Origin of the sequence: Nocardioides sp. CFH 31398, from assembly GCF_022436705.1 — a bacterium.
GTDB lineage: Bacteria > Actinomycetota > Actinomycetes > Propionibacteriales > Nocardioidaceae > Nocardioides.
This window is the reverse complement of the sequence record NZ_JAKUHT010000003.1, coordinates 304604-323895: the sequence shown is the minus strand read 5'-3', so window position 1 is coordinate 323895 and position 19292 is coordinate 304604. Positions and strand designations below refer to the sequence as shown.

The following is a 19292-nucleotide window of genomic DNA, read 5'->3' as shown; positions in this document are numbered from 1 at the left end:
GCTCCTCCTCCGCGTACACCCCGGCCCCCCGAGGCGCTGCCTCGGTCGGGTCCGTCGTGCGCGGGTCTGCTCGCGGCGCCGTGACGACGCCTGATCCCGTCGGGGACGGTCGGGCACGTGGGCCCGCGATGTGCTTCCCCCTGTCGGCACGCCCTGGCGGGCGGCCGGCCGACGGCGAGCCGTCGGTCACACAGACGGTACCACCCGTCCTCGTCGGGGGCATGGGGGACGATGGGGCCGTGGAGCGGGGGAGCACCGATGCCGAGGTCGTCGTCGTGGGGGCCGGGCTGGCCGGGCTGCGCTGCGCGAGCGCCCTGGCCGAGCGCGGCCGGGACGTCGTCGTCCTCGAGGCCGCCGACGTCGTGGGGGGCCGGGTGGCGACCGACCGGGTCGACGGCTTCCTCGCCGACCGCGGCTTCCAGCTGCTGAACCCCGCCTACCCCGCCGTACGCCGCTGGGTCGACGTCGACGCGCTGCGCCTGCAGCCCTTCGGTGCCGGGGTCGTGGCCACCGACGTGCCCACCGGGCGGACGAGGACCCTGGGCGACCCGCTGCGGGAGCCGGGGACGCTGCCCGCCACCCTCTGGGGCGCCCTGGGGGCGGGCCGGGCGCCGCGCGACGCCGTGGCGCTGACCCGCTGGGCCGCACCGCTGCTGCGGCACACCGCCCGCGAGGCGCTGCGCCCCGGCGGCCCACCGCTCGCCTCCCGCCTCGACCCCGCCCTCGACCTGCCGCTGACCGACGCCCTCGACGCCGTCGGGGCGGCCGGCGAGCTGCGCCGGGTGCTCGAGCGGTTCCTGTCCGGGGTGGTGCTCGACGACTCCGGGGCCACCTCGTCGCAGTTCGTCCTGCTGCTGCTCCGCTCCTTCCTCACCGGGCGGCCGTCGCTGCCGGCCGGCGGGATGGCGGCGTTGCCGGCCCAGCTCGCGGCTCCGCTCGGCGAGCGGGTGCGGCTCGGATGCCGGGTCGCGGCGCTCGAGCACCGCGGCGGGGCCAGCCCGCTGGTCCGCACCGCCGACGGCGCGCTGCGGGCGCGGGCGGTCGTCGTGGCGACCGACCCCCGGGTCACCGAGACGCTCACCGGGGTCCCGGCCCCCCGGACGCGCGGGGTCACCACCTGCTGGTGGGCGGTCGACGAGGCCCCCACCGCCAGCGGCCTGCTGCACGTGGACGCCGGCGACCCGGCGTCCGGGCCCGTCGTGAACACCGCGGTCGTCAGCCACGCCGCGCCGTCGTACGCCCCGCCCGGCCGCCACCTGGTGCAGGCGTCGGCGCTGCTCGACCGTCGCGGCGGACGCCGTCCCACGGAGCTCGACGTACGCCGGCACGCGGCGCGCCTCCTCGGCGCCCGGCGCGGCGCGGAGGACTCCTGGCAGCTGCTGGTGACCCACGAGGTCGACCTGGCGCTGCCCGCGCAGCCGGCCCCCCTCTCGACGCGGCGGCCCACCGCGGTGCCCGGCCGGCCCGGCCTGCACCTCGCTGGCGACCACCGCGACACGGCGTCCATCCAGGGCGCGCTCGTCAGCGGGGAGCGCGCCGCGCGGGCCGTGCTCGCCGAGCTGGGCGACCCCGTGGAGCCGGCCGCCCGGTGACGGCCGGGGACGCGGCCGACCCCCGCCACCGCCCGGGCACACCGGGCTTCCGGCGGCTGAACGCCGCCATGGTCTGCGCCGGCCTCGCCGCCTTCGGGATCCTGTACTCGACCCAGCCGCTGCTGCCCGCGCTGTCGGAGGACTTCGGCGTCGGCGCGGAGAGCGCCGGGCTGAGCGTGTCGGCCGCCACCGGCGCGGTGGCCCTCGCGGTGGTGCCGGCGACGGCGGTCGCCGTCCGGGTCGGGCCGGTGCGGGCGATGCGTGCCGCGCTCGTCGTGGCGACGCTGCTGACCGCCCTGGGTGCGCTCGCGCCGGCGTACGGCGTGCTCGTCGGGGTGCGCGGTGCCACCGGCGTCGCCCTGGCCGCGATCGTCGCCGTCGCGATGAGCCACGTGGGCACGCAGGTGCACCCGGCGGGGCTCGGTGCGGCGATGGGCATGTACGTCGCCGGCAACTCCATCGGCGGCGTCACCGGCCGGCTGGTCGGCTCGGGCGTCGTCGACCTGGCCGGGTGGCGGTGGGCGACCGTGGCCGTCGCGCTGCTGGCGGCGGTGACGACGGCGCTGTTCTGGTGGCTGCTGCCCGCGACCGTGCCGCGGGCGCCCGCCCCGCCGGACGCCGCCCCCGCGGCGGGCACCCTCGGACTGCTGGCGAACCCGTCGGTGCTGGCGCTGGTGGCGGTCCCGTTCCTCGTCATGGGCGGCTTCGTCGCGGTCTACAACTACCTGACCTACCGGTTGCAGTCGGCGCCGTTCGACCTGCCGGCCGCCCTGGGCGGCCTCGTCTTCCTCGCCTACCTCGTCGGGACCGTGACCTCGACGTGGGCCGGTCGCCTGGCCGACCGCCACGGGCGCGCACCGGTGCTGCTGGCCGGGATCGTGGTGATGGGGGCGGGCGTGGCGCTCACGCTGCCCGACGTGCTGGCCCTCGTCGTGGTCGGCGTCCTCGTCCTGACCGGCGGGTTCTTCGCCGCCCACGCCACCGCCAGCGGCTGGACCCAGGTCGTCGGCGGGCGCCGCCCGGACCGGGCCAGCGCCCTCTACGTCATGGCCTACTACGGCGGGTCGAGCGTGTTCGGCGCGCTGCTGGGTCTCGCGTGGGAGTCCGCCGCCTGGCCGGGGGTCGCGAGCGGGGTGGGCGCGCTCGTCGCCGCGGCGCTCCTCGCCGCCGCCGTCGTAAGCCTCCGCGAGCGCAGGTCGCGCGCCCGCTGACACGGCGGGTGTGGTCGACTCCGCCCGTGCTCCCCGTGATGTCGCCGCTGATCGCCGCCGTCGTGCTGGTCGCCGGGCTCGCGCTGCTCGTGGTCGGGGCGGACGTCGTGGTGGCCCGGGGGTCGTCGCTCGCGGCGCGGTGGGGCGTCCCGCCGTTCGTCGTCGGCGTCACCGTGGTGTCGATCGGCACGAGCCTGCCCGAGCTCGCCGTCGGGGTGAACGCGGCGCTGCAGGACAACGCCGGACTCGCCGTGGGCAACATCGTGGGCACCAACCTGGTCAACCTGCTGCTCGTGCTCGGGCTGGCCGCGCTGCTCGTGCCGGTGGACGTCGACGGCCGGACGCTGCGCGTCGACCTGCCCGCGATGATCGGCGCCGCCGTCCTGCTCCTGGTGCTGTGCCTCGACGCCGAGCTCTCGACGACCGACGGCGTCGTCCTCGTGGCGTACGGCGTCGGCTACCTGGCCGTGGTCCTGGTGCCGGTGCTGCGCGGCGGTGGCGGGGGTGGGGACGACCCCGGTCCGCCCGTGGAGGCGGCCACGGACGGTCCGGGCGTCGGACGGCAGGTGCTGGTCCTGGTGGGCGGGCTCGTCGTGGTGGTCGTCGGCTCGGAGCTGCTGGTGGGCGGGGCCGTCGACGTCGCGACGTCGCTCGGGGCCGGCGACGTCCTGGTCGGGCTGACCGTGGTGGCCATCGGGACCTCGGCGCCGGAGCTGGTGACGACGGTGGTCGGGACCCTGCGCGGCGAGCGCGACCTGGCCATCGGCAACCTCGTCGGGTCGAGCATCATCAACATCGCCCTGGTCCTGGGACCCACCGTTGTCCTCGCGCCCGGTCGGATCACGGTGCCCGGCGAGATCCTCGCCGTCGACCTCGCGCTGCTGGTGGCGGTCACCGTGCTCGCCGTCCCGGCGTTCGTGACCGGGAGGCGCCTCAGTCGGGCGGAGGGCGGCGTGTTCGTGGCGACGTACCTCGTCTACCTGGGCTACCTGCTGCGCGAGATCGCCTGAACCCGAGACGGCTCGCTGCGGGTCGTGAGTGCCAGCCAGGGGGCTTCGCCCGGTCCTGGCCGTCCGGGTCGACCGGCGGGTCAGACCCGGACGTCGATCTCCCGGCCGAGCTCGGCGCCCACGAGCTCGAGCTCGTCGCCGGACCAGAAGCGGCCGGGGTCGTAGTAGTTCGTCGGGCGGGCGCCGTCGAGCAGGCCCATCGCGGTGTACGTCGCGGCGACGACCTCGGCGCAGTACGTCTCCTCGACCTTCGCCGGCCGGCGGACCCGGCCACGGACCCAGCGGCCCAGCAGGGAGGCCGTCTGCGGGAACGGCGTCCCGTCGAGGCGGGCGATCGTCGACAGGACGGCCGCCTCCATGTCGGGGCCCGCCTCGGGGACGAGCTGGCGCAGCCAGGCGCGCTGGCCGTACTCGTCGTGCCAGCGGCGGACGGCGTCGCCGAGGTCGTGCAGCTGCACGCCGCGGTGGTGGTCGCCGGTCCAGAGGTCGACGAGGCCCCTGCCGAGCTCGGCGTGCCACATCATCGGCGGCATGTCGTCGAGGACGACGGCCATCCCGACGTGGTTGACCGGCGCGTTGGTGAGGACGCGGATCGCGTGGTCGGCGCCGCTGCTGCCGCGGAAGAGCCACAGGTCCCCGGTGCGGGTCAGCTCGACGGCCTCGGCGAGGTCGAGGCCCTCCGGGCGGTGCAGGCGCTTCGTCGCCGGGGCGGTCACGGGAGCCAGTCAACCAGTGCCGTGCCCCGGCAGGGAGGGCTAGGTTGGCGCGCGTGAAGGCGTGGAAGTGGGTCGGTCTGGCGGGGCTGGCCGGGGTGGCCGCGACGGGTGCGGTCGTGACCCGCGACCAGCGGCGGCGCACGCAGCTGACGCCGGACGAGGTCCGCGAGCGGCTCCACGCCAAGCTCGCCGAGCAGCAGGCCCGGGAGCAGACCGCCCCGCAGGACGAGTAGCGGGTCGCTAGGACGCGTCGACCGAGCGCACGGCCCGGGCGACGCACTCCAGCGCCATGAGCCGGACGACGTCGACCGGCACCCCGGTCGTGGGACCCGTCGTGGAGACCGCGACGAACGCGTCACCGTCGACGCGGGTGTGGGGCGGGGTGAGCGCGCGGGCCAGGCCGTCGTGGGCGCCCTGGGCGACGACGCGGCACGCGGCCTTGTCGAGGGGGGCGTCGGTGAGGACGACGCCGATGGTGGTCTGGCCGCGGGCCGCCTGGGCCATGGCCTCCGCGGCGAGGACGAGGGCGTCGAGCGCGCCCTCGGTGGTGTCGGGGTGGCCGTGGTCGACGTCCCCGAAGGCGTTGACGGCGACCAGGGCGGCCACGGTGACGGTGCGCCCGCCGACCTCGCGGGAGAGGCGGTGGTGCCCGAGCCCGCCGGGGAGCCGGCCGGGTCCGCGCATCTGGGAACGCATCGCACCGGTGCCGGCGCCGAGGCGCCCGGACACGGGGGCGTCGTCGGTGGCGGCCGCGCACGCGGCGTACCCCTGCTCCGGTCCGGGGCGGACGGTGGGGTCGCCGACGCCGAGGTCGAACAGGCCGAGCGCGGGCACGATCGGCACGGGTCCGGCGGGCGTCGGGTAGCCGAGGCCCTGCTCCTCGCACCACCGCACCACGCCGTCGGCGGCTGCGAGACCGTACGCCGAGCCGCCGGTGAGCAGGACGGCGTCGACGTGCGCGACGGTGCGCGACGGGTCGAGGACGTCGGTCTCCCGCGAGGCGGGCGCGCCGCCGCGGACCTCGCAGGAGGCGACCGCCGTCGGGGGCAGCAGCACCACGGTGCAGCCGGTGGCGGCGTCGGGGTCGGTCCAGTGGCCGACCCGGACGCCCTCGACGCCGGTCCCCTCCACGCCGACGGCCGGAGCGCTCACGCGCCGTCCGTGGGCTTCCGGGCCGCCGGCTTGCCGGAGGGGGCGTCGCGGTCGGGCCGTGCCGGGGTGTCGGGGATCGCCGGGTCGGCGACGTCGTCGCCGACCGCCGCGTCGGACACGCCGACGGTGGCCTCCTCGCGGCGCTTGCGGGCCTCCACGTCCCCGGCGTCGGGCGCGCGGCCGGGTTCGGCGCCGGGGGCGGTGACGGCGGTGGTCTCGTCGTCCAGGTAGCGCAGCACCTCGGCGACGGCCGCGACGACGGGGACGGCGAGGAAGGCGCCGGTGATGCCGAACAGGGTGCTGCCGGCGGTGACGCTGAGCAGGACGATCGCGGCGTGCAGGTTCATGATCTTGCCCTGCAGCCAGGGGGAGAGCACGTTCCCCTCGAGCTGCTGCACGGCGAGGATGATGAGCAGGACGATGAGCGCGTCGCCCGGGCCGTTGGTCACGACGGTGACGAGTACGGCGAGGGCGCCGGCCACGATCGCACCGACGATCGGGATGAAGCCTCCGAAGAAGGTCAGCAGCGCCAGCGGGATCGCGAGCGGCACGCCCACGACCACGAGGCCCACGCCGATGATGACGGCGTCGATGAGCGAGACGACCGCCTGCGTGCGGATGAAGCCCCCGATGGTCCGCCACACCCGGCCGAGCACCTCGGTGAGGTGACGGCCGGCGCGGCGGCCGGCGACCCGGTCGACCCACGGCAGGAAGCGGTGGCCGTCCTTGATGAACAGGAAGGTCAGCACGAGGATGATGGCCAGGTTGACGACCGCGTTCGTCGCGGAGCTGATGCCCGCGAAGACGCCGGTGGAGATGACGTCGGCGGACGACTGGATCTGGTCGGCGATCGCCGCCAGATAGCCGTTGATCTGCTCCTCGGACAGCCCGAGCGGGCCCTCGGTCAGCCACTCCTGGATGGTCGACAGACCCCCGGTCGCGCTGTCCGCGATGCCCGGGGCCTCGTCGATGATCTGCGGGACCATGAACATGAAGAGCAGGGCGATCAGCCCGATGCCGACGACCATGACGAGGACGGCGGCGAGGGTGTCCGGCACCTTGTGGTGGCGCAGCCAGGTCACCGGCGGGGCCAGCACGGTCGACAGCAGGATGGCGAGGAGAACCGGGAACCAGATCACCCAGGTCATCCCGATGGCCCAGCCGAGCACGTAGAGGACCGCGGCGAGGACGATGAGCCTGATGCCCCAGCGCTGCGCGAGCCCTGCCCCCCGGTCGAGGACGGCGGCGCGGTCCGGACCGGGCGGAGCGGCGTCGGGCGTCATGTCTCGACACTAGGGCCTGCACGGGCTGCGAGCGGCCGTGGCGGCGCTGGCACCATGGACGGATGGCCACCTTCACGGCACACAACCGCTCCGAGGCCGTCGTCCCGACCGGGCGCGAGGAGATCTGGAAGGTCCTCACCGACCCCGACCTGCTGGCCAGGCTGACCCCGCTGCTGAAGTCGGTCACGCCGGACGGCGACCTGTGGACCTGGCGGCTGGTGAAGATCCCGGTCCTGTCGACGTCGATCGCACCGAAGTTCACCGAGCGGATGCACTTCACCGAGATGGAGAGCATCACCTTCACCCACGAGCCGCCGGACGACACCGAGAAGGCCGGCGCCGAGGGTCGCTACGACCTGGCGGAGGTCGAGGGCGGCACCCACCTCGTCATCGACCTCCAGCTGTGCGTCGACCTGCCGCTCCCGCGGATCTCCGCGCCCGCCGTGACCGCGGTGATGACGCAGGTCGTCGTCCGCATGGGGGACCGGTTCGCCGACAACCTGTACGACCACCTCGGGCTCCCCAAGCCCTGACGCAGCCTCAGACGCACCCCCGACACACTCCCGACGCACCCCGACGAGAGGACCACGCATGCGCGCAGCCGTGTACGACGCCTTCACCGACACCCCCGAGCAGCCCGGCGCGATCGAGGTCCGCGAGGTCGACGAGCCCCGCCTGGCACCGGCGTCCGTGCTGGTCGAGGTGCGGGCCGCCGGCGTGAACCCCGTGGACTGGAAGGTCGCCACGGGGGGCCTCGACGGCATGATCCCGGCGGCCTTCCCGGTCATCCCCGGGTGGGACGTCGCCGGGGTGGTCGTCGCCGTCGGCCTCGACACCCCCGACTTCGCGATGGGTGACGAGGTCATGGCCTACGCGCGCAAGGACGTCATCCAGCACGGCACGTTCGCCGAGCGGGTCGCCGTGCCGGTGTCGGCCGTGGCCCGCAAGCCCGCGGCGCTCTCGTGGGAGCAGGCCGGGGGGCTGCCGCTCGCGGGCGGCACCGCGCTCCGCACGCTCGACCGGCTGGCCGTCGCCGCCGGCGACACCGTCCTCGTCCACGCCGCGGCGGGCGGTGTCGGGCTCATGGCCGTGCAGATCGCCACCGCCCGCGGGGCCCGCGTGATCGGCTCCGCCTCCGAGCGCAACCACGACCACCTGCGCGGTCTGGGCGCCGAGCCGGTCGCGTACGGCGACGGCCTGGTGGACGCCGTCCGCGCGCTCGCGCCCGACGGGGTGGACGCCGTCGCCGACTTCGTGGGCGGCCAGCTGGAGACCACGCTCGCCGTCCTGCGGCGCGGCGGGCGCCACGCGTCCATCGTCGACCCCGACGCCCCCGCGCACGGCGGCTCGCGGGTCTGGGTCCGCCCCGACGGCCGCGAGACCGCCCGCCTGGGCGAGCTCGCCGCCGCCGGGAGGCTGACCGTCGAGGTCGCCGGCACCTTCGGGCTCGACCAGGTCTCCGAGGCCTTCGCCGCGAGCCGCGAGGGCCACGTGCGCGGGAAGCTGGTCATCGTCCCGTAGCTCCGACCCTCGGTGGTTGAGGTGCGAACGGAGTGAGCCTCGAAACCCGGTGACAGCCCGACGCTCGTCTCACCGGGTCTCGAGGCTCGTCGCTGGCGCTCCTCACACCTCGACCAGCGTGAGGCTCAGGCGCGGTGGGCCGGCTCCGGGTGGCGGTCGGCGTGGCCGGCGCGGTGCTTGTGGCCCGCGTCGGTGACGGCGCCCGGGCCGTCCGCCAGGCTGTCGCCCTCGACGTCCACGTTCGGCAGGACGCGGTCGAGCCAGCGCGGCAGCCACCACGCCTTCTCCTTCATGAGGAACATCAGCGCGGGGATGAGCGTCATCCGGACCACGAACGCGTCGAACGCGACCGCGGCGGCGAGCGCGAAGCCCATCGACTTGATGATCGGGTCCTCCTGCAGGATGAACGCCGCGAAGACCGAGATCATGATGACCGCGGCGGCGGCCACGACCCGCGCCGAGTTCCGGAAGCCGTCGAGGATCGCCTCCCGCGCGTCGGCGCCGTGCACGTGGGCCTCGCGGATGCGGGTCACCAGGAACACCTGGTAGTCCATCGCGAGGCCGAACACGATGCCGATCACGAGCACCGGCAGGAAGCTGATGATCGGGGCGCCGTCGACGAGCCCGCCGACGCCGTCGGAGAACACGGCGACCGTGGCGCCCAGCGTGGCGAGCACCGACAGCAGGAACCCGAGCGTCGCGGTGAGCGGCACCAGGATCGACCGGAAGACGACCATGAGCAGCAGGAACGCGAGCCCGACGACGATCGCGAGGTAGACGGGCAGCGCCTCGTCGAGCTGCTCGGAGGTGTCCACCTGGATGGCGGTCAGGCCGGTGACGCCGAGCGTGGTCCCGGTCTCGGACTCGACGTCGCCCTGCTCCGCGCGGAGGTCGGCGAGCAGGTCGACGGTGCTCAGCGCCGTGGGGCCGGACTGCGGCGTCAGGAGCACCAGCGCGCCGGTGCCGTCGTCGTTGACCTGGGCGACCTGGGCGTTGGCGACGTCCTCCTGACCGCCGGCCCACTCGACGACGGTGCCGTACGCCGCCTGCGCCGCCTGGGGGTCGCCGACCTCGCGGGCGTCGACGACGACGAGCAGCGGCGACTCGCGGCCGGGGCCGAAGGCCTCCTCGATCAGGTCGGAGGCCTTGCGCTGGGTGGTGTCGGTGGCGGCGGTCGAGTCGGACGGGAACGCGAGCTGCAGGTCACGGCCCGGCAGGGCCAGGGCGCCGAGGCCGACGACCACGAGCACGATCGCCACCAGGGGCGCCTTGCCGACCAGCCGCGCCCAGCGGACGCCGTTGTTGACGACCGCCCCGTCGGCGTCGCGCTTCGGGGTGTAGGTCCGGACCCGGCCGCCGAAGGCCTTCGAGCCGAACATCCCGACGATGGCGGGGAGCAGGGTCAGCGCCACGAGGACGGCGATCGTCACCGTCGCGGCGGCGGCGAGGCCCATCGCGGACAGGAACGGGATGCCGACGACCGTCAGCGCCGCGAGGGCGATGACGACGGTGAGGCCGGCGAAGACCACCGCGGAGCCCGCCGTCCCGACCGCCCGGCCGATGGCGCGGCTCGCGTCACCGCCGTTGGCCTCGAGCTCGGTGCGGTAGCGGGCGAGGATGAACAGCGCGTAGTCGATGCCGACCGCCAGGCCGATCATCGAGGCCAGGATCGGCGTCACCGTGCCGAGCTCGGTGAAGTACGTCGCGCCGAGGACGCCGAGCAGCCCGAGCCCGACCCCGACGAGCGCGGTGAGGATCGGCAGGCCCGCGGCGACGAGCGAGCCGAAGGTCAGGACGAGGACGAGCAGGGCGACGCCGATGCCGACGACCTCGGAGGTGACGCCGAAGTCCGTCAGGGCCTGCATGCCCTGGCCGTTGGCCTCGACGACCAGGCCCGCGTCGCGGGCGTCGTCCATGACGTCGGTGATCGCGTCGCGGGTGGCGGGGTCGACCTCGGTCACGGTGGGGACGTCGAGGACGAAGCTGATGATGCCGGTGCGACCGTCGGTGGACAGCGGCGAGACGGAGGCGACGTCCTTCTCGACCAGTGCGTCGAGCTGCTCCGCGGGCAGCTGCGCGGTGGCCGGGTTCTGCTCGTAGCCCTCGCGCAGCTGCTGCTCGACGCCCTGGGCGGCGAGCACCGGGTCGACGATGGCGGAGGTCTGCGGGTCGCGGTCGGCGTCCGACAGCTGGGGGATGCCCTGGAGGTCGGCGACCAGGGCGGTGACGTCGTCGTTGACGTCACGGTCGGCGAGCGTGGAGCCCTCGGGTGCCTGGACGACGACGTTGACGGTCGCCTGGTCGATGGCGTCCGCGCCGCCGCCGAACAGCTCGGACTGGAGGTCGGCGGCCTCCTCGGACTCGATGCCCGGGATGGTGAAGGAGTCGACCAGCGGCTTGGACAGGAAGCCGGCGAACGCGCCGACGCCGATCAGGGCGACGAGCCAGAGCGCGATGAACGCGGGCCAGCGGCGGTGGGCGGTCGCGCCGAGGCGCTGGAGCAGGGAGGCCATGGGGGTCCTTGTCTCGGGGAGGCGGACGCGGGGGTGCGGGTGAGGGGTCAGGTGCGGGACACCAACGACCGGGCGGCCGTCAGCAGGCGGGTGAGGTGGTCGACGAGGGGTCGGCCCTCGGTGTCGGCGACGTAGTCGTCGAGCGCCATCTCGGCGAGCGAGACCAGGACGCTCACCGCGACGCGGGCCCGGGTCTCGTCGTATGCGGCACCCTCGCGGGCGGCGATGTGGTCGAGGAACGGCTCGGCGTACGCCGCGAACCGCTCGTTGCTGGCGGCGAGCAGCCGGGGGTCGGCGAGCATCCGGCGGCCCAGCGCGATCTCCTCGCGGGTGGCGTCGTGGTCGGCGACGACCTCCTCCGCGAGGGCGCCCAGGTCGCTGAACAGGTCGCCGTGGGGGCCGCCGGCGCGGAACTGCTCGACGAGGGCCTCGGGGACGACCGGGAACTCGCCGAGCACGGCGTCGAGCTTGGAGCCGACGTGGTTGAACAGGGTGCGGCGCGAGACGTCGGCGGCGGCGGCGAGGTCGTCCATGGTGAAGCCGTCGAACCCGTGCTCCTCGACGAGACGCTGGGCCTCGACGGTGATGCGCCGGTTCGTCGCGAGGCGGCGGGCCTCACGACGGTCGGTGACGCACATTGCACTCTTGACCACGGAGTGCATTCTTGCACTCCCGCACAAACGAGTGCACATCCTCGACCGCATCCGCGGCCCCGGATACTGGAGCGGTGCACGCGCCCACACCCGACGCCGAGGTCCTGTCCGAACCGCTGCGCTCCCGGTGGAGCCCGAGCAGCTTCGACCCCGCCCACGAGGTCGCGGACGGCGACCTCGACGTCCTCGTGCAGGCGGCCCGGTGGGCCCCGAGCCGCGGCAACAGCCAGCCGTGGGTCCTCGTGGTGCTGCGCCGCGGGGTGGGCAACCACGCCGCCTGGTGCGAGACCCTGAGCCGGGGCAACGCCTGGGTCCGCCGGGCGTCGGCGGTGCTCGTGACCGCCGTGCGCACCGGCCCCGACCCGGACGCGGAGCCCGGCTCGAAGGCGGCGCGCGAGGTGCCTGCCGACTACGCCTGCTACGACACCGGCCAGGCCGCCGCCCACGTCACGCTGCAGGCCCGCGCGATGGGTCTGCACGCCCACCAGTTCTCCGGGATGGACCTCGACGCGGCGGGCGGGGTGCTCGGGGTCCCCGGTCACTTCCGCGTGCTGTCGGGCATCGCCGTCGGCCGCCACCTCGAGCCCACGGAGGGCGACCTCGTCGAGCGCGAGGACCGGCCGCGCGAGCGGCGTCCCACCGGCGAGGCGCTGCGCGACGGCGCCTGGGACCGACCCTGGCCGAGCGCGTGACCCCGGCGAAGCTCGTCCTGCTGGTCGCGCTGCTCGCGCTGGTCAACCTGCCGATCGTGTCGTCGGTGCTCGCCGACCGCCAGGTGGCGAGCGAGGGCCGTGACGTGGTCGCGGAGGTCGTCTCCGCGCAGTCGCAGGGCGACGCCTACGTCGTGTTCCTCGGCTTCGACGGCGAGTACGCCGTCGAGCAGCCGGAGTCGGGCTGGCCGCGCCGGGTCGACGCCGCGACGTACGAGGCGGCGGAGCGGGACGGGACCCTCGAGGTGACGGCCGTGCCGGGGGAGCCCAACGCCTTCCGGGTGCCCGGGGAGGTCGGCTCGTCGACCGGGCTGTGGATGACCGCGCTGGGCAACGTGCTGATCGCCGGCTGGGTGCTGGTCACCGTCCGGCGCTCACGGCGACGGGCCGCCGACGTCGGCCCCGACGAGGGGGACGACGCCGACGGCCCGTCGAGGCCCGTCTAGCGGCTCAGGCCGCGTGGCGGCAGGTGCCGCAGGAGCAGTCCGCGCAGATGCAGGACGAGCAGGGCTCGCCGCCGCAGTTGCTGCACTCGCAGGTGGCGTGGTTGCAGGTCGGGCAGGAGCAGCTCGCGCAGCTGCAGGTCGCGCAGGAGTCGTTGCAGTCGCCGCACTGGCACTTCGTGCACTCGTCGTAGTGGCCGTCGTGCTCGTGGTGCAGGTGGCCGTCGTGCTCGTAGTCGACGTGGTCGTCGTGGACGACGGCCAGGTGGCCGCAACCCGGGCCGTGGGTGTGGGCGTGCTTCTCGGCCTCGGTGTGGGGGGCGGTGTCACTCATCGGGGTCCTCGTGCTCCTTGGTGTGGGTGAACGCGTCGAGGAACACGTGGGCCACGTGGTCGTCCGACAGCGCGTAGGTGGTGGTCCGGCCGGTGCGGGTGGGGGTCACGACGTGCGCCGTGCGCAGCACCCGGAGGTGCTGCGACATCAGCGGTTGCGACACCCCGAGCTCCTCGGTGAGCTCGGTGACCGTCCGCGGCCGCTCGGAGAGCCGGTGCACCACCGCCGCGCGCACGGGGTTGGCGAGCGCCGAGAAGAGCTCGCTGACCCCGTCGTACGCCGAGAGGCCCGGTTCCATGCGGGAATCCTGATATGCGCATGTCTGCATGTCAAGTGGCCCATGCAGCCATCGGGCCGCGGCCGGGCCCGGGCAGCACGACGGCCCGGCCCCCGTGCGGGGACCGGGCCGTCGGACGTCTGCTGACGCCCCCTGGATCAGGACAGGGACGCGGTGTCGATGACGGCGCGGTAGCGCACGTCACCGGAGACGACCTTGTCGTAGTACTCGTCGACCTGGTCGGCGGAGATGACCTCGACGGTCGCGGTGATGCCGTGCTCGGCGCAGAAGTCCATCATCTCCTGCGTCTCGGGCAGGCCGCCGACCATGGAGCCGGCGATGGAGCGGCGGTTCGGGAGCAGCGAGAAGGCGCTGACCTCCAGGTTGTCGCTCGGGGCGCCGAGGTTCGCCATGACGCCGCCGCGGCCCAGCAGGCCCATGAAGGCGTCGAGGTCGATGCCGGAGCCGACGGTGTTGAGCAGGATGTCGAAGCTGCCGGCCTGCTCGGTGAAGACCGACTCGTCCTCGGTCGCGAAGTACTCCGAGGCGCCGAACGCCTTGCCGTCGTCGGCCTTGGCGTCGGTGCGCGACAGCACCGCGACGTCGGCGCCCATCGCCGCGGCGATCTTCACCGCGACGTGGCCGAGGCCGCCCATGCCGATGACGCCCACGCGCTTGCCGGGGCCGGCGCCGTGCTCCTTCAGCGGGTGGAACGTGGTGATGCCGGCGCACAGCAGCGGCGTGGCCGCGGCGAGGTCCATGCCCTCGGGCACGCGGACGACGAAGTGGTCGCGGACGACGACCTGGGTGCTGTAGCCCCCGAAGGTCTTCTCGCCGTCGTACCCCTCGTCGTTGTAGGTCTGCACGACACCCTTCGTGCAGTACTGCTCCTCGCCGTCCTTGCACGCCTCGCACTCGAGGCAGGAGTCGACGAAGCAGCCCACGCCGACGGTGTCGCCGACGGCGTGCTCGGTGACCTCGGAGCCGACCTCGGCCACGGTGCCGATGATCTCGTGGCCCGGGACCATGGGGAACGTCTCGCCGCCCCACTCACCGCGGACCTGGTGGATGTCGGAGTGGCAGATGCCGGCGAAGCGGATGTCGATGCGGACGTCGTTCGGTCGCAGGTCGCGTCGGTCGACGGTGGTGCGCTCGAACGAGGCGGAGGCCTGGGGGACGGACAGGGCGGAGACCGTGGTGGACATGGATGGTTGAACGTCGCACGACCTCGGCGTATTCCGCGCCGGACCCGAATCGTTCGGGCCGGGACGGTTCAGTCCAGGCCGAGCTCCGCGCGCCGGGCGGCCGGCACGAGGTCGGCGTACGACGGGTCGCGGCGCAGGAACTCGGCGACGTAGGGGCAGGACGGGACCACGGCGAGCCCGTCGCGGCGCGCCGCGTCGAGCGCGTGGGTCACCAGCGCCTTGGCGAGGCCGCGGCCGGCGTAGGCGTCGTCCACCTCGGTGTGCAGGAGGTCGATCTGGGTCTCGCCGCGGTCGTAGGTGAGCAGACCCGCCTGCCGGCCGTCCGCGAGGACGACGTAGCGGGAGCGGTCGGGGACGTCCTGCACGACGACGGGCATGCGTCGACGGTATCGCCCCCGTGACGGCCGGCCCGCCCACAGGTGTGTGGTCGCAACAGCGATGTCACGACGGTGAAATCCGCGTCGGTGACAGTGGCCGCTCCTCCACCCGAAGCCCCACCCGCACCACCCCAGGAGCCCCCGCGTGAGCGCACCCGCCCCCTCCCGTCACGACCACCGCCGCCCGGCCCCCCGGCGCACCCTCGCCGCGGCCGCCGCGGCCGCCGTCCTGCCCCTGCTGCTGGCGTCGTGCACGTCGACCGGCGGCGGCGACGACGAGGCGGGGGCCACGACCACCGTCACGGTCGGCACCCTGCGGGGCCAGCCGCACTTCTACGCGCCGTTCCTCTACGCCGACCACGCGACCGGCGACCTCGACTACGAGGTCGTCACCCTCGACACCGCACCCGCCCTGAACGACGCGCTGCTGTCGGGGACGGTCGACATGGCGGTCGGCAGCATCACGACCACCGTCGCCGGCGCGGCGCAGGGCCGTGACGTCCAGGTCGTCGCCGGCGCCGCGGACGGTGGCAGCGGCCTGGTCGGGGACCCGTCCATCGAGACCGTCGCCGACCTCGCCGGCAAGCGGGTCGGCTACCTCGAGTCGAGCTCGCAGTACGTCGCGCTGCAGCTGATGCTCGAGGACGCCGGGGTCGACATCGAGGAGCTCGAGCTGGTGTCCCTGGCCGCCCCCGAGTTCTTCACCGCCTTCGACACCGGCCAGATCGACGCGTTCCTGGCGCCCGAGATCGGTGTCTCGCTCGCCCTCGGCGCGGGCGGGCAGGAGATCGCGTCGCCGTACGACACGGAGATCGGACGGGTGAACATCGGCCTGCTCGCCAGCGGCGACTTCATCGACGCCGAGCCCGAGGCGGTGCAGGAGGTCGTCGACACCCACGCGGCCGCGACGGCGTACATGGCCGAGAACCAGGACGAGTGGCTGCCCGCCATGGTCGAGGAGTACGGCGGCGACGAGCAGGTCTTCGCCACCGCCCTGGACAACTCCTGGCTGCGCTCCGACCTCGCCCCGGCGTACGTCGACGAGATCGGCGAGCTGGCCGCCCAGATGGAGCGGCTCGGGATGATCGACGAGGCCCCGGCCGTCGACGAGGTCGTCGACACCTCCTTCGCGAGCACCGACGCCCCGGCCGGGACACGGTGAGGCGCCCGACGGCGGCACTCTGGGCGCCCCGGCTCGGCCGCCTGGCGCTCGGCCTGGCCGTGCTCGCGCTGCTGGTGGCGATGTGGCACCTCGGCGTGCGCGGCGAGTGGGTGCTGGTGTTCGACATCAAGATGGCGTTCCTGCCCGAGCCGCTGGACGTCGCGGTGCTGCTGTGGGACTTCGCCTTCGGCGGGGTCAACGACGACGCGTTCAGCCGGACGCTGTGGGAGCACCTCGGCGCCAGCACGCTCCGGGTCCTCGCCGGGTTCGCCCTCGCGGCGGTGCTGGCGATCCCGCTCGGGGTCCTGATGGGGCGCTTCGCGCTCGTCAACGCCGCGCTCGACCCCGCGGTGAACCTGTTCCGCCCGATCCCGGCGACCGCGTGGGTGCCGCTGGTGCTCCTCATCATCGGCTTCGGGTCGCAGGCCACCGTCTTCCTCATCACCCTGTCGGCGTTCTTCCCGATCCTGCTCAACACGCTCGGCGCGACCCGCGAGGTGTCGCCGCGGCTCGTGGAGGCCGCCCGGATGCTCGGCACCCGGCCGGCGGGCATCCTGCTGCGGGTGGTCGTCCCGGCCGCGACGCCCGGGATCGTCAGCGGCCTGCGGATCGGCCTGGGGCTGGCGTGGGTCATCCTCGTGCTGGGGGAGTCCAACGGCATCGACACCGGGCTGGGCAGCATGATCACGCTGGCCCGCGAGCAGGTCCGCACCGACCGGATCGTCGTCGGCATGATCGTCATCGGCGTCGCCGGCTTCTGCTCCGACCGGCTCCTCGTGCTGGGGCTGCGCGGGCTGTTCGGACGACGTCCGCTGATGAGGGCCGCGTGAGCGCCGCGGGCGTCGTGGACCCGGCGCGGGTCGTGGACGAGTCGGGCCGCGTGGTGCTCGAGGGCGTCGGCAAGCGCTACGACACCGTCCGGGGCCCCGTGGACGCCGTCGCCGACGTCACGCTCGAGATCGCACCGGGCGAGGTCGCCGCCGTCGTCGGCGCCAGCGGGTGCGGCAAGTCGACCGTGCTGCGCATGCTCGCGGGCTTCGAGCGACCGACGGCCGGCTCGCTGGTCGTCGGCGGCCGGCCGGTGCGCGGCCCCGGCCCCGACCGCGGCGTCGTCTTCCAGGACTACGGCCTGTTCCCGTGGCTGACCGTCGCCGAGAACGTCCGGTGGGGGCCACGTCGGCAGCGGCTGCCGCGCGGCGTCGTCCGCCGTCGGACCGAGGCGGTCATCGAGACGGTCGGGCTCACCCGGTTCGCCGACCGCTTCCCCGGCGAGCTGTCCGGCGGGATGCAGCAGCGCGTGGCGCTGGCGCGCGTGCTCGCCAACGAGCCCGCCGTCCTGCTCATGGACGAGCCGTTCGGGGCGCTGGACGCCCTGACCCGCACCTCGATGCAGCACGAGCTGCGGCGCATCCACCGCGAGGCGGGGACGACGATCCTGCTCGTCACCCACTCCATCGAGGAGGCGGTGTACCTCGCCGACCGCGTCGTGGTCATGGCGGGCGGCGCGTCGGTCGGCGTCCCGGGCCACGTCCGCGAGGTGGTCGCCGTCGACCTCGCCGGCGAGCGTGACGTCAACGCTCCCGACTTCAACGCCGTGGAGCGGCGCATCGCCGCGCTGGTCCACGCGGGGACCGACGGGCCGGGGGGAGGGGCCGACGCGGCGGACCGGGCGTGAGCGTCGTCACCGGCGCCCGAGGTGACTTGCCGGTAACCCGTCGGCCCCGCGATTCTTCGCTCATGGCCGCCACCACGTCGTCGTACTCGATCACCATGCGTCTGCACGCGGACCCCGACCACGCGGTGGTCGGCGAGGTCGCGACGTGCATCGCCCAGGCCGGCGGGATCGTGACGGCGATCGACGTCACCGAGTCGCGCCACGACCGTCTCGTCGTCGACGTCACGTGCTCGGCGGGCAACGCGGAGCACTCCGAGGAGCTCGTCGAGCTGGTCAAGGCCCTGCCGGGCGTGACCGTGCACAAGGTGTCCGACCGGACCTTCCTGCTGCACATCGGCGGCAAGATCGAGGTGTCCTCGAAGGTCCCCCTGCGGACCCGCGACGACCTGTCGATGGCCTACACCCCCGGGGTCGGTCGGGTGTCGATGGCGCTGGCGAAGAACCCCGAGGACGTGCGGCGGCTGACGGTGAAGGGCAACTCGGTCGCGGTCGTCACCGACGGCTCGGCGGTGCTCGGTCTGGGCAACATCGGCCCGGGCGCGGCCATGCCGGTGATGGAGGGCAAGGCGGCCCTGTTCAAGCGGTTCGCGAACATCGACGCGTGGCCGATCTGCCTGGCCAGCCAGGACACCGACGAGATCGTCAAGGCCGTCGAGATGATCGCCCCCGGCTTCGGCGGCATCAACCTCGAGGACATCGCCGCGCCGCGCTGCTTCGAGATCGAGCGCCGGCTGCGCGAGAGCCTCGACATCCCGGTCTTCCACGACGACCAGCACGGGACGGCCATCGTCGTCCTCGCCGCGCTGACCAACGCGCTGCGGGTCGTCGACAAGGAGCTGTCGACCGTGCGCGTCGTCGTCTCCGGCGGCGGTGCCGCCGGCACCGCGATCGTGACCCTGCTGCTCGCGGCGGGTGCCGAGGACGTCGTGGTGGTCGACCGCGAGGGCGCCATCTGCGCCGGTGACGAGAACCTGTCGGACTCCCACCGCACGCTCGCGGAGCAGACGAACCCGCGGCGGGTGACGGGGTCGCTGCACGACGTGCTCGTCGACGCCGACGTCTTCATCGGCGTGAGCGCCCCGCGCATCCTCGAGCCGGAGTGGATCGACGACATGGCCGACAAGGCCGTCGTCTTCGCGCTGGCGAACCCCGACCCCGAGGTGGACCCCGGCGAGGCCGGCCGCCGCGCCGCCGTCGTGGCCTCGGGCCGCTCGGACTACCCGAACCAGATCAACAACGTCCTGGCGTTCCCCGGCGTGTTCCGCGGCCTGCTCGACGCCCGCGCCTCGGACGTGACGATCGACATGATGCTGGCCGCCGCGGAGGGCATCGCCCACGTGGTGACCGACGAGGAGCTCAACGCGTCCTTCATCATCCCGTCGGTGTTCGACACCGCCGTCCCCAAGGCCGTGGCCCGCGCCATCGCGGGGGAGTGAGCGGGCCGCCCCGGGCCGGTCT

Annotated in this window: 21 protein-coding genes; 12 read left to right on the top strand and 9 right to left on the bottom strand. The window is 74.4% G+C overall.

Features of this window, described 5'->3' with window-relative positions:
* Positions 1-128 precede the first annotated feature (128 nt).
* Genes MJ876_RS03905 through MJ876_RS03895 form a run of 3 tightly spaced genes read left to right on the top strand, consistent with a single transcriptional unit; the run spans position 129 to position 3813 of the window.
* Positions 129-1592 carry an NAD(P)/FAD-dependent oxidoreductase gene (locus tag MJ876_RS03905; protein WP_374202454.1) on the top strand — a complete coding sequence of 488 codons (1464 nt, stop codon included), beginning with the start codon at positions 129-131 and terminating at the stop codon, positions 1590-1592.
* Complete coding sequence (locus MJ876_RS03900) at positions 1589-2803, top strand: MFS transporter (RefSeq protein WP_240234756.1); 1215 nt, start codon at positions 1589-1591, stop codon at positions 2801-2803. The genes MJ876_RS03905 and MJ876_RS03900 overlap by 4 nt, the downstream gene beginning before the upstream one ends.
* A gap of 26 nt (positions 2804-2829) precedes the next feature.
* Complete coding sequence (locus MJ876_RS03895) at positions 2830-3813, top strand: calcium/sodium antiporter (protein WP_240234755.1); 984 nt, start codon at positions 2830-2832, stop codon at positions 3811-3813.
* A gap of 80 nt (positions 3814-3893) precedes the next feature.
* Here the strand turns inward: MJ876_RS03895 and MJ876_RS03890 are convergent, their stop codons facing one another.
* Positions 3894-4529: a hypothetical protein gene (locus MJ876_RS03890; RefSeq protein WP_240234754.1), complete on the bottom strand. Its 636-nt coding sequence runs from the start codon at positions 4527-4529 to the stop codon at positions 3894-3896.
* 53 nt (positions 4530-4582) lie between these two features.
* Here MJ876_RS03890 and MJ876_RS03885 point away from each other — a divergent pair, with 53 nt between their 5' ends.
* Entirely contained in the window at positions 4583-4762 is a 180-nt protein-coding gene (locus tag MJ876_RS03885; RefSeq protein WP_240234753.1) for a hypothetical protein, read from the top strand.
* Positions 4763-4769: 7 nt separating this feature from the next.
* Here the strand turns inward: MJ876_RS03885 and MJ876_RS03880 are convergent, their stop codons facing one another.
* Positions 4770-5681, bottom strand: coding sequence for a P1 family peptidase (locus MJ876_RS03880; RefSeq protein ID WP_240234752.1), 912 nt, complete (start codon positions 5679-5681; stop codon positions 4770-4772).
* The gene (locus MJ876_RS03875; protein ID WP_240234751.1) at positions 5678-6964 is read right to left on the bottom strand and encodes an AI-2E family transporter; all 1287 of its coding nucleotides are present in this window, start codon (positions 6962-6964) and stop codon (positions 5678-5680) included. Before MJ876_RS03875 ends, MJ876_RS03880 begins: the two co-directional genes overlap by 4 nt.
* A 62-nt stretch (positions 6965-7026) precedes the next feature.
* Here MJ876_RS03875 and MJ876_RS03870 point away from each other — a divergent pair, with 62 nt between their 5' ends.
* Positions 7027-7497 (top strand): hypothetical protein, encoded by a 471-nt coding sequence (locus MJ876_RS03870; protein WP_240234750.1) that lies wholly within the window; start codon positions 7027-7029, stop codon positions 7495-7497.
* A 58-nt stretch (positions 7498-7555) separates the two neighbouring features.
* Positions 7556-8485: an NADP-dependent oxidoreductase gene (locus tag MJ876_RS03865; protein ID WP_240234749.1), complete on the top strand. Its 930-nt coding sequence runs from the start codon at positions 7556-7558 to the stop codon at positions 8483-8485.
* A 125-nt stretch (positions 8486-8610) separates the two neighbouring features.
* Here MJ876_RS03865 and MJ876_RS03860 read toward each other — a convergent pair whose 3' ends face one another.
* Positions 8611-10998 (bottom strand): MMPL family transporter, encoded by a 2388-nt coding sequence (locus tag MJ876_RS03860; RefSeq protein WP_240234748.1) that lies wholly within the window; start codon positions 10996-10998, stop codon positions 8611-8613.
* Between the two features lie 47 nt (positions 10999-11045).
* The gene (locus tag MJ876_RS03855) at positions 11046-11651 is read right to left on the bottom strand and encodes a TetR family transcriptional regulator (RefSeq protein ID WP_240234747.1); all 606 of its coding nucleotides are present in this window, start codon (positions 11649-11651) and stop codon (positions 11046-11048) included.
* Positions 11652-11725: 74 nt separating this feature from the next.
* Between MJ876_RS03855 and MJ876_RS03850 the strand changes: the two genes are divergently transcribed.
* Complete coding sequence (locus MJ876_RS03850; protein WP_240234746.1) at positions 11726-12343, top strand: nitroreductase family protein; 618 nt, start codon at positions 11726-11728, stop codon at positions 12341-12343.
* Entirely contained in the window at positions 12340-12807 is a 468-nt protein-coding gene (locus MJ876_RS03845) for a hypothetical protein (RefSeq protein ID WP_240234745.1), read from the top strand. Before MJ876_RS03850 ends, MJ876_RS03845 begins: the two co-directional genes overlap by 4 nt.
* 4 nt (positions 12808-12811) lie before the next feature.
* Here MJ876_RS03845 and MJ876_RS03840 read toward each other — a convergent pair whose 3' ends face one another.
* The 4 genes from MJ876_RS03840 to MJ876_RS03825 form a co-directional block, all read right to left on the bottom strand.
* Entirely contained in the window at positions 12812-13138 is a 327-nt protein-coding gene (locus MJ876_RS03840) for a hypothetical protein (protein ID WP_240234744.1), read from the bottom strand.
* A complete protein-coding gene (locus MJ876_RS03835; RefSeq protein ID WP_240234743.1) occupies positions 13131-13436 on the bottom strand; it encodes a metalloregulator ArsR/SmtB family transcription factor in 306 nt (101 codons plus the stop codon). Before MJ876_RS03835 ends, MJ876_RS03840 begins: the two co-directional genes overlap by 8 nt.
* A 137-nt stretch (positions 13437-13573) precedes the next feature.
* On the bottom strand, positions 13574-14620 hold the full coding sequence (locus MJ876_RS03830) for an NAD(P)-dependent alcohol dehydrogenase (RefSeq protein WP_240234742.1): 1047 nt from the start codon (positions 14618-14620) through the stop codon (positions 13574-13576).
* Between the two features lie 68 nt (positions 14621-14688).
* On the bottom strand, positions 14689-15039 hold the full coding sequence (locus MJ876_RS03825) for a GNAT family N-acetyltransferase (protein ID WP_374202456.1): 351 nt from the start codon (positions 15037-15039) through the stop codon (positions 14689-14691).
* A gap of 103 nt (positions 15040-15142) precedes the next feature.
* Here MJ876_RS03825 and MJ876_RS03820 point away from each other — a divergent pair, with 103 nt between their 5' ends.
* The 4 genes from MJ876_RS03820 to MJ876_RS03805 all read left to right on the top strand — a co-directional run bounded on the left by MJ876_RS03820 (position 15143) and on the right by MJ876_RS03805 (position 19270).
* Positions 15143-16159 carry an ABC transporter substrate-binding protein gene (locus MJ876_RS03820; RefSeq protein WP_240234740.1) on the top strand — a complete coding sequence of 339 codons (1017 nt, stop codon included), beginning with the start codon at positions 15143-15145 and terminating at the stop codon, positions 16157-16159.
* Positions 16156-16989 (top strand): ABC transporter permease, encoded by an 834-nt coding sequence (locus MJ876_RS03815; protein WP_240234739.1) that lies wholly within the window; start codon positions 16156-16158, stop codon positions 16987-16989. The genes MJ876_RS03820 and MJ876_RS03815 overlap by 4 nt, the downstream gene beginning before the upstream one ends.
* On the top strand, positions 16986-17834 hold the full coding sequence (locus MJ876_RS03810) for an ABC transporter ATP-binding protein (RefSeq protein ID WP_240234738.1): 849 nt from the start codon (positions 16986-16988) through the stop codon (positions 17832-17834). Before MJ876_RS03815 ends, MJ876_RS03810 begins: the two co-directional genes overlap by 4 nt.
* A gap of 62 nt (positions 17835-17896) precedes the next feature.
* Complete coding sequence (locus MJ876_RS03805; RefSeq protein WP_240234737.1) at positions 17897-19270, top strand: NAD-dependent malic enzyme; 1374 nt, start codon at positions 17897-17899, stop codon at positions 19268-19270.
* Positions 19271-19292 lie beyond the last annotated feature (22 nt).